Source organism: Aquimarina latercula DSM 2041, from assembly GCF_000430645.1.
GTDB classification, from domain to species: domain Bacteria; phylum Bacteroidota; class Bacteroidia; order Flavobacteriales; family Flavobacteriaceae; genus Aquimarina; species Aquimarina latercula.
Genome location: NZ_AUMK01000015.1, coordinates 46,816 through 57,436, shown reverse-complemented (window position 1 = coordinate 57,436; position 10,621 = coordinate 46,816). Strand labels below are relative to the sequence as shown.

7 protein-coding genes are annotated in these 10,621 nt (G+C 33.3%); 2 read left to right on the top strand and 5 right to left on the bottom strand.

Annotation, left to right across the window (positions count from 1 at the left end):
- Window positions 1-41 precede the first annotated feature (41 nt).
- Together secDF and H526_RS0114810 are read right to left on the bottom strand one after the other, a co-directional pair.
- Window positions 42-3,065, bottom strand: coding sequence for a protein translocase subunit SecDF (secDF, locus tag H526_RS0114815; RefSeq protein WP_027393732.1), 3,024 nt, complete (start codon window positions 3,063-3,065; stop codon window positions 42-44).
- 216 nt (window positions 3,066-3,281) lie between these two features.
- The gene (locus H526_RS0114810; RefSeq protein ID WP_027393731.1) at window positions 3,282-3,902 is read right to left on the bottom strand and encodes a hypothetical protein; all 621 of its coding nucleotides are present in this window, start codon (window positions 3,900-3,902) and stop codon (window positions 3,282-3,284) included.
- Between the two features lie 138 nt (window positions 3,903-4,040).
- Here H526_RS0114810 and H526_RS0114805 point away from each other — a divergent pair, with 138 nt between their 5' ends.
- Entirely contained in the window at window positions 4,041-4,544 is a 504-nt protein-coding gene (locus H526_RS0114805) for a TlpA family protein disulfide reductase (protein WP_081415633.1), read from the top strand.
- Window positions 4,545-4,619: 75 nt separating this feature from the next.
- On the opposite strand, the gene mdh is transcribed toward H526_RS0114805, so the two are convergent.
- The 3 genes from mdh to gyrB form a co-directional block, all read right to left on the bottom strand.
- On the bottom strand, window positions 4,620-5,546 hold the full coding sequence (mdh, locus tag H526_RS0114800) for a malate dehydrogenase (protein ID WP_027393729.1): 927 nt from the start codon (window positions 5,544-5,546) through the stop codon (window positions 4,620-4,622).
- 108 nt (window positions 5,547-5,654) lie between these two features.
- Entirely contained in the window at window positions 5,655-6,656 is a 1,002-nt protein-coding gene (locus tag H526_RS0114795; protein WP_027393728.1) for a DUF6588 family protein, read from the bottom strand.
- A gap of 187 nt (window positions 6,657-6,843) precedes the next feature.
- Window positions 6,844-8,784 (bottom strand): DNA topoisomerase (ATP-hydrolyzing) subunit B, encoded by a 1,941-nt coding sequence (gyrB, locus tag H526_RS0114790; protein WP_027393727.1) that lies wholly within the window; start codon window positions 8,782-8,784, stop codon window positions 6,844-6,846.
- Window positions 8,785-9,285: 501 nt separating this feature from the next.
- Between gyrB and H526_RS0114785 the strand changes: the two genes are divergently transcribed.
- Window positions 9,286-10,452, top strand: a complete 1,167-nt coding sequence (locus tag H526_RS0114785; protein ID WP_051336173.1) for a M12 family metallopeptidase — start codon at window positions 9,286-9,288, stop codon at window positions 10,450-10,452.
- Window positions 10,453-10,621 lie beyond the last annotated feature (169 nt).

The following is a 10,621-nucleotide window of genomic DNA, read 5'->3' as shown; positions in this document are numbered from 1 at the left end:
AACAAAGGACACAACTCTTTTTTTCAAAATTTATAGAAAACTTACTCTTCAGTCTTCTTCTTTTCTTTTAAACCTACTTTCTTCACCGTATCATACATTACAGGAGTTGCAATGAATAATGAAGAATACGTACCTACTAATACACCAATAATTAATGAGAACATAAACCCTCTTAATGGTTCAGCAAAAATAAAGATTGCTATCAATACTAATAAAGTAGTTAACGAAGTATTTAATGTACGACTTAATGTACTATTTAATGCTCCATTAATATTCTTGTCTAATGACCAACCTGTGTGTTCCGCAAAATATTCACGGATTCTATCAAACACAACCACCGTATCATTCAGAGAGTACCCTACAACCGTTAATATGGCTGCAATAAAGGCTTGATCAATTTCCATATTAAATGGCATAAATTTCCAAGTAATTGAGAATACACCTAATACAACTAAAACATCATGAAATACTGCTGCTACTGCACCTAAACTAAACTGCCATCTTCTAAATCTAAATAAGATATACAAGAATACTACAATTAAAGATCCGATAACCGAAACAAATGCTGCTTGCTGAATATCATCTGCAATAGTTGGTCCTACCTTTCTAGAAGACATAATACCCACTTGCTTATCTTCATCTCCATTAGAGAATTCCGCATAAGTCATACCATCTGTCAAATAAGGTTTTAAAGCAGTAAATAAAGAATTAGAGATTTCAGAATCTACTTCTTCACCTGTTTCATCTACCTTATATTTTGTTGTAATCTTTAATTGATTATTAGCACCTAAGGTTTTTGCTTGCGCACTACCAAAAACAGCTACCAAATCCTTTTCTACATCTGTAGGCACTACATCCTGAGCAAAACGAACAGTATAGGTTCTTCCTCCAACAAAATCTACACCTTCATCTAATCCTTGTCCTGGAGTAAATAGTGATACAAGACCAGCTACTACGATAATACCCGAAATCACATATGCAATCTTTCTTTTTGCAAGGAAATTGATATTTATATTCTTAAATAAATTCTTAGTAGCCGCAGTAGAAAATGCTAGTTCTTTACCATTTTTACCATATCCATCAATAAATAATCTTGTAATAAAGATTGCAGTAAATAAAGATGTAAGAATACCAATTAACAAAGTTGTTGCAAATCCCTTAATTGGACCTGTACCAAAGAACAAAAGAATTAAACCTGTTAGACCTGTTGTAATGTTTGCATCTAATATAGATGACAATGCATTATTAAAACCGTCTTTAATTGCATCTACTTGAGATTTCCCTTTTGCAAGTTCTTCTTTAATCCTTTCAAAGATAAGTACGTTCGCATCCACAGACATACCAATCGTTAATACAATACCCGCAATACCAGGTAATGTCAATACAGCTTTTAATCCAGCTAGTACTCCAAAAATAAATAGAATATTTACTACCAAAGCAACATCAGCAAAAGCTCCAGCCTTACCATAGTAAAAAATCATCCAGATTAAAATCAACACCAATGCAATACCAAATGACATCACTCCACTATCAATAGCCTCTTGTCCTAAAGACGGTCCTACTATTGCACTCTCAATAATATCTGCAGAAGCTGGTAATTTACCAGCTCTCAATACATTTGCTAAATCTTGTCCTTCTTCAACAGTAAAGTCTCCAGAAATTTCACTTCTACCTCCAGAAATTGGTCCTTTAGAAACACCCGGTGCAGAATATACTATATTATCTAAAACGATAGCAATCTGACCTCTGGTTTGCGAAGCCCTTCCTGTCATTTCTTCCCATTTCTTAGCTCCTTTACCATCCATCTGCATGGTTACTATTACATTATTAACCTGATCATAAGTTTGTGCAGCATCCGTAATTACTCCTCCACTTAATTCTGGAGTACTATCACGGTTTCCTTTTAATGCATATAAATCTACTCTCTCGCCTTCTTTCTCAGGTTTACTCCAAGCAAATTTTGTGTACCTCAAAGCTTGAGGTAATAAAGCTCTAATGTCTTTTCTATTTAAATACTCATCAAATTGCTCTACATCCTTAATTGCAACTGAGATCAATGCTCCTCCAACTGAAGGAGGACCGATTAAATCGTTTATTGGATTTACCTGTGTTTCTACATCTGTAGAATCTTCTGAATCTGCTAATAATTTTTCTATTTCAGCATCTGCATCCGTTTTAGTTGTATCTGTCTGAACGGTATCTAATACTTTTTCTGATTCCGTAACCTCATCAGTTACTTCTTCTTTAACTTCTACACCATCTTTGGCTTCTAATTCTTTCTTAAGTTTCTCATTCATTCTGCTTAAGAAAATACCAAGCTCTTGAGCATTTTCTACATCCCAAAATTCTAATTGTGCAGTACTCTGTAAAAGCTTTTTTACACGATCTACATCTTTAGCTCCTGGCAACTCTACTAAAATACGCCCTGACTCTCCTAAACGTTGGATATTAGGTTGTGTAACCCCAAACTTATCAATACGCTTACGAAGTACTTCGAATGCTGAAGTTACTGACTCGTCAATTTTTCTTTTTAAAACTGGCTCTACAATGTCGTTAGACATATCAAAAGTGATATCATCACTTAAATTTTTATTCGCAAAAATATCCGGAGAAGCTAACTGAGCATCCGGTATTTTTTCAAACTCTATAAAGAAATCTTCAACATATGTATTCTGACTATTTTTCTGAGTCTGATCTGCAGCATCTAACGCCTGGATAAAAGCAGGATTTTTAGAATTATTAGCCAATCCTTCTAAGATATCTCTAACAGAAATCTGAAGAATTACATTAATTCCTCCTTTAAGGTCAAGACCTTTATTTAGTTCTTTTGACTTAGCATCGTTATAACTAAAATTTGCAAAAATTGGATCCTTACCAATAGAATCTAAATACGTTTTTTCTGCTGTATCTCTTAATGCAGAGGCATCTGCTTCTGGATGTTTAGCTAAGGCATAAGCTTCAGCTTCTTTTTCTTTTGTGTATGTTAAGTACGTAAACGATAATTGGTAAATACATACCAATCCAAATAAAATCGCAAACACTCTAACAAGTCCTTTATTTTGCATTATTATTTATTTTGGTCAAACCCTTTTAAATCAAATAGGATTCAACAATTATTAATTTATTAGAATTTCATTATTGGAAAGCTCTATCAAATCTTAGACAGGAGCTATATTAAAAAGTCAAATAGGATTTAGAAAAAAACAACTCAATTACTTTCTTCTTATCTGACTTCCTAAAAATTGGAGATGTAAGGAATATTAAAATTAATATATCCTTAATTAAGAAATTGGTCCTGCTCTTACCTCAGGAATTTTATAAGAAATATTATCTATTGTGATTGCAATAGATTTATTAACTTTTTGAGCTAATTTTGTTAGTCTAGCTAAATGATCAATATCATTTTCGGCTACAAAACTATGTGCATAAAAACCTGAAGCTCTATCCTGTTTTTGTTTAACCTCTAGAACAAAAATTCCATTAAAATCCGTATTGGAGTCTGTACTTTTTTGAATTTTATAAACATCTAGATTATAGTCCGAAGAATTTTTGTTGAACGGAAATTGGTCGTCTGCACTATTCTGATCAAATAAAATATAATTTAAGGCAACACTTTTTTCTTTAGACAGTATTTCTTTGATACTTTCTACATCAGCATCACTATAATAAGCTATCTTAAGCTTACCATTATTTAAATCCTTTGAAATCCGAGTGTTTCTAACCCCAATAGATTCCAATTGTTTTTTCACAAGTGCAATTGCGTTTTGCGCTTCTGAAGAAGTAACCTCAACATCAGTAAACTCAAGAACAATTTCTTGATTAGGCACTACAGTTTGATGCTGCATCACAACCAATAGTGCAAATGCAGTAATCAAAATTTTGAAGTACCATTCTTTTTTCATGATCGCAAATATAAAAAAATTAAAACTGCATTTCTAAAGTCTTACAATAAATGTCTTATAAAATAATAATCAATGTAAAATATCTTTTTTTACAAATAAATCGTTATTTTGATTTTGAAAATTTAAACAACGAAATCTGTGAGATACATTTTTATAATATTGTTATTAGTAAGCGTTCACTGGAGTCAAAAACTTATTGGGCAAGAACAATTCCCGCTTTCAACTTTAATAACCGTAGAGGGAAATGAAATTAAAATTGAGGATAAATTAACAAAATTAACTGTTATTGATCTTTGGGCTACGTGGTGTAAACCTTGTATTAAAGAAACACCATACCTGGAAGAAATTAAAAAACAATATGAAGATAATATAGATATTATTTACATATCCTTAGACACTAATAAGGATAGATGGTTACAGTACGTTAAAAAGAAAAAGAATACTGAAAATCAATTTTGGGTACCACAAAACAGTCCAATACTAGCATTTATTTCTGAAACTATAGAAATGGGAGGAGTCACTTCAACATCTTGGTCTATTCCAAAATTTTTCCTTATTGATGCTACTGGTAAAAAAGTGAGTCGCTTTTGTCCATTACCGTCTTCTGGAAGATTACAGGGTTTAATTGACAAAAATTTATAAGAAAGTGATTTTATAATTTATCAAAAAAAAAGAGCCGCTATATTAATAGCGGCTCTTTTTTTATAGATGAATGAATTATAATTCTAATAATCCATTAGTTTTCTTAACTCCTTCTGCACTCTCTGCAAGTTTAGCTTTTTCAGCATCACTAAGTTTAATTTCTACAATCTTTTCGATTCCGTTTTTACCTAGCACTACAGGCGCTCCTATACATAGGTCATTTAACCCATACTCTCCTTCTAACAATGTAGAACAAGGGTATATTTTTTTCTGATCACAAGCAATAGCCTGAACCAATCCTGATACTGCAGCTCCTGGAGCATACCAAGCAGAAGTTCCTAATAAACCAGTAAGCGTAGCTCCACCAACTTTAGTATCTGCTGCAACCTGCTCTAATCGCTCATCAGAGATATATTCTGAAACTGGCACACTATTTCTAGTTGCTAGTCTTGTTAAAGGAACCATCCCTTTATCACTATGTCCTCCAATCACCATTCCATCAACATCAGAAATTGGAGCTCCTAATGCTTCAGCTAATCTATACTTAAAACGAGCACTATCTAAAGCTCCACCCATACCAATAATTCTATTCTTAGGAAGATCTGTAGTTTTATGTACTAAATATGTCATTGTATCCATTGGATTACTCACTACAATAATAATTGCATTTGGAGAATGTTCAATCAAACTAGAAGAAACTGATTTTACAATCCCTGCGTTAATACCAATCAATTCTTCACGTGTCATTCCAGGTTTACGCGGAATACCAGATGTAATTACAGCAATATCACTTCCTGCAGTTTTAGAATAATCATTTGTAGTTCCTGTTATCTTAGTATCAAACCCGTTTAAAGAAGCTGTTTGCATCAAATCCATTGCTTTACCTTCTGCATATCCTTCTTTAATATCTAACAATACTACCTCTGAAGCAAAATTCTTAATGGCAATATACTCGGCACAACTTGCACCTACTGCACCAGCTCCTACTACTGTAACTTTCATTATCTCTATATAATTTTGATTAATATTATCTTGGTATATTGAATCTCTTCAATATCAGCGCGAAAATACAAATTCTTTAACGATTTTGTTTGTGAATTCTTAGTTAAATTACCAACCAAAATTCAATCCTATAGAGAGATTTTGATAGTTCTGAAGCGTATAATCTAAATTGGCTCTAAAAAAACCTAATTTCACATTAGCTCCAATAGTGGCTTTAAGTCCAGAAGCTTTATTATTTACAGAAATTGGATCCTTAACAGTTTGACTAGCTAGTGGACCTCTTTGAATCTCATAAGTACCCAAAATATCTGCTTTACTATTTCCTGCATAATACCCAAAACCACCGTAAAAATTAAATTTAGGAAGCTTCGTTGAAATAATACCACTAACCAACCATGAATTAGACTTCAATCGTATTTCCTGATCTGCCCCATCAATCTGACTATCCGCGGTAAAATCATAAAACCCTCTAACATTAGTATACCCTATTAATCCAGAAAATCTAAAAGGAAGTCTTTTCCAAGAAAAAATCCAATCCGTCAATTCATGCTGAATTGCCAATCCATAAAGAAAAACTTCTGTGTTCTCTCGCACAGCAATTTTTGGTAAAAATCTTGCTTTAATCTCTGTGCTTCTTGATATCCCCATAGACCCCTGAAGAAATCCTGTGGGTGCAATATTTACTTCTTTTCCACCAATCCCATCTGGAAGTGTAATTTCCACTTGCCCTAATTGTCCTTGATCCAAAACCACCGAAATATCTCCACGATTTCCACCAAAAGCATTAGCCACCAACTGACTCGAAGGACCTTCACTAAATTCTAAACCTTCATATTCTGCTGTATTGAGAATAAATGACTGCTTTTCTTCTCTTACAAAAGAAAGATTTCCGATAAAACCTACCTCAAAACGCCACAACTTTTTTACTTCGGCAGTTTTATACCAACCATTAGACATACTATTTACCAACAATTCTCCTGCCGGAGCAAAATAATCAGTACTAAAACGCTGTGCATTTTCTATACCTAATTCTAATAACTGATCTACATTAGTTTGAGAATATGACACTTTAAACAAAAGCATCGTAAAAAGTAGTATCGTTTTTTTCATCTGTTTCTATCTATGGTTGTTCAATAATCAGATGGAATGCACATAAACTAATATTTGAAAAAGTATTCAAACATTTTAGGTCTGTTCATTTCACAAGATTTGGGTTTAATAGGCGGAACAATATATAAAAAAATCCGCTATACATAGTATAACGGATTTCATTCTAAATTATTTAATAACACTTACATTACGCATCAATGTTTGCGTAAACGGCATTTTTCTCAATAAATTCTCTACGTGGCGGTACCTCATCTCCCATTAACATAGAGAAGATTCTATCCGCCTCTGTTAAATTATCAATTGTTACCTGACGCATCGTTCTAAACTCTGGATTCATAGTAGTATCCCATAATTGTTCAGCGTTCATCTCTCCAAGACCTTTATATCGTTGAATTTTAGAATTTTCCCCAAATTCTTTAACAATCATATCTCGTTGATCATCATTCCAAGCATATTGCTTTTTAGCACCTTTCTTAACCAAATATAACGGTGGTGCGGCAATATAAATATGACCTGCTTCGATCAATTCTTTCATATAACGGAAAAAGAATGTAAGAATCAGAGTTGATATATGACTACCATCCACATCGGCATCACACATAATTACAATTTTATGATATCTTAATTTAGAAAGGTTAAGTGCCTTACTATCTTCTTCTGTACCAATAGTAACTCCAAGAGCCGTGAATATATTTTTTATCTCTTCATTCTCAAAGACTTTGTGATGCATTGCTTTTTCTACATTCAAAATCTTACCACGTAGTGGCAAAATAGCTTGAAACATACGATCACGTCCTTGTTTTGCAGTTCCACCTGCAGAATCTCCCTCGACAAGGAACACTTCACATAAAGCTGGATCTTGTTCTGAACAATCAGATAACTTTCCAGGCAACCCTCCTATACTCATTACCGTTTTACGCTGTACCATTTCACGAGCTTTCTTAGCTGCGTGACGTGCTTGAGCTGCTAAAATTACTTTCTGAACAATCGTTTTAGCATCTGAAGGGTTTTCTTCAAGATAGTTTTCTAACATTTCAGAAACCGCTTGAGAAACTGCAGAAGTAACTTCTCGATTTCCTAGTTTAGTTTTTGTTTGCCCCTCGAATTGCGGCTCAGCCACTTTTACAGAAACGATTGCTGTCAACCCTTCTCTAAAATCATCACCTGCTACTTCGAATTTTAACTTATCAAGCATACCAGAAGCGTCTGCATATTTCTTTAAGGTAGAAGTAAGTCCTCTTCTAAAACCTGAAAGATGCGTACCACCTTCGTGCGTATTAATATTATTAACATATGAATGAAGATTCTCTGCATAAGAGTCATTATAAATCATAGCAACTTCTACTGGAATATCATTCTTCTCTCCTTCCATTGAAATTACATCTCCAATGATCGCATTACGACTGGTATCTAAGAATTTCACAAACTCCTTTAATCCTTCTTCGGAATGGAAAGTTTCAGAAACGTGATTCCCTTCTTCATCAGTATGTCTCTTATCCGTAAGAATAATTGTAATACCTTTATTAAGGTATGCCAACTCACGCATACGACTTGCTAAAGTATCATAATTATACTCTAGAGTTTGCTGAAAAATAGTAGGATCAGGTTTAAAAGTAACAATTGTACCATTAAAATCAGTATCTCCAGTGGATTTTACAGGGTATAAAGGTTTTCCTCTTTCATACTCTTGTTCCCAAACCTTACCATCTTTATGTACAATAGCATGTAAATGATCAGATAGTGCATTTACACAGGAAACTCCTACTCCGTGCAAACCACCAGATACTTTATACGAATCTTTATCGAATTTACCACCAGCTCCAATCTTAGTCATTACAACCTCTAAAGCCGAGACACCTTCTTTTTTATGTATCCCTACAGGAATACCACGACCATTATCTTTTGTAGTAATGGAATTATCTTCATTTATTGTAACATCGATAGCATCACAATGACCAGCCAATGCTTCATCAATGGAGTTATCCACAACTTCATATACCAAATGGTGCAAACCTCTAGTCCCTACATCTCCAATGTACATGGATGGACGCATGCGTACATGCTCCATTCCTTCTAACGCCTGAATACTATCGGCAGAATAATTATTTTTCTTTGCTTCTTCGCTCATAAATCAGCTTTATTTATTACAATTTTTGGTCAACAAACAAAGATAAAAAAACAGCTAAATGTTCAAAGGGTTTTATAAGGTATGATTTAAAGAGTTATCAACAATTAGTTAAGAACAAGACTAGGAAAAGAAAAAAACTCCTTAAAAGTGATTAAAACAGCCTTAAAATCGATTTAAGATTAAATTAATACTTTATATAATTCTCCTAAAACAAATACAATGCTTTGTAAACAAACACTTTAACATCAAAAAGAATCTTTTACAAAAATGCAGATTTATTTTCTTCATCAGAAAATAAATCTAAAAGCAAACAACAATATTAAAATAATGTTCTACCTTAATATCTTTACGTTTTCTCACCCAACTCTTACGAATAATAAACGCCTCTTAATTAAAGGACGTTATTCACAATAATACAACTTACTTCCGTTAAACCAACCAGACTACAGATGTAGTCGAATTAAAGGAAATACACACAATCAACAAATTTAATTTTTAAAAATGAAGACTAAAAATTTAATGAATTTAGGCAAAATTGCTTTTATCTGTCTAGGACTAACAATAGGTTCTTGTACAAATGAAAATTTTGATGAAGAAATTAGCAATGAGGAAAACAATGATATTGAACTTCTAAAAAAGTCCTTTCTAGGAGAAGCTATTTATGTTCAAGACTTAGGCAATGGAGAATATTTATCTGGTGACACTAAGTATTTTGAAAGTCAATTTGATAATGGTAATTTCAATGAAGATCCTGTACCTGGTGAAGAAGTTGAAAGGCTTGGAGTTTTTCCTGGAATCACAAAATGGCCGAATAACACTGTGATTTACGTGTTGGATAACAGCTTAACTTCTAATCAAATTTCAGTCACTATAGCATCTATGGAAGAATGGTCTTCTAAGACCAATATTAGATTTAAAGAAAGAACTAACGAAAATTACTATGTAACTATTCAAAATGATGGTCAAACTTGTAATTGCGGAAGAGCAAATCTTGGTGTAAATGGAAACAGAGGAACAATCACTATAGGTACCAGAACAGGCACCGGAGTCATGATTCATGAAATAGGTCATACTCTTGGGTATATCCACGAACAAAATCGTAGTGATAGAGATCAATTCGTAAACATACTACCTGAAAACATTCAGAACGGAGCTATAAGCCAATTCAGAATAACAAACAATTCTGTTAATCCTGGTGCATTTGATATAAATTCTATCATGATCTATAGCAGTTTTACATTTAGTAAAAATGGGCAACCAGTTATGCTTACGTCTGCAGGAAATCGCATACCTTTTAATGGTCGTTTATCTACTGGGGACATCGAGGGGACTAATATTATTTATCCAGCTGGAGATGGTGATGGTGATGGTGATGGTGATGGTGACGGAAATGACATCTGTGATGGAATAGACGAATGGTCTAGAAACATTAGATACAGTGTTGGAGACAAAGTTACTTATCAAGGTTTTTTATATGAAAGAGATTTTAACAGCTGGAATCGTTTAGGAGAATGTGGAGAAACTCAACCAGCGGACATCTGTGATGGTATTGACGCCTATAACGGAAACACAAGTTACTCACCTGGTGATCAAGTTACGTATAACGGATATTTATATTTACTACAAAGCAATAGAAGATGGTCTAATCAAGGCCGTTGTGGAAGTTAATAATCACTTTACTTACCTAAATAAAACAATAGGGCTACATTGCAATGTAGCCCTATTCTTATTTGATATAATTCAATAAATAGTGATTATTAAATTATGTACAAGAAATAAATATTATTAAAAATTAGGACAAATAGGATCTGTCCCATCCAAACAAATATAGTCGCTT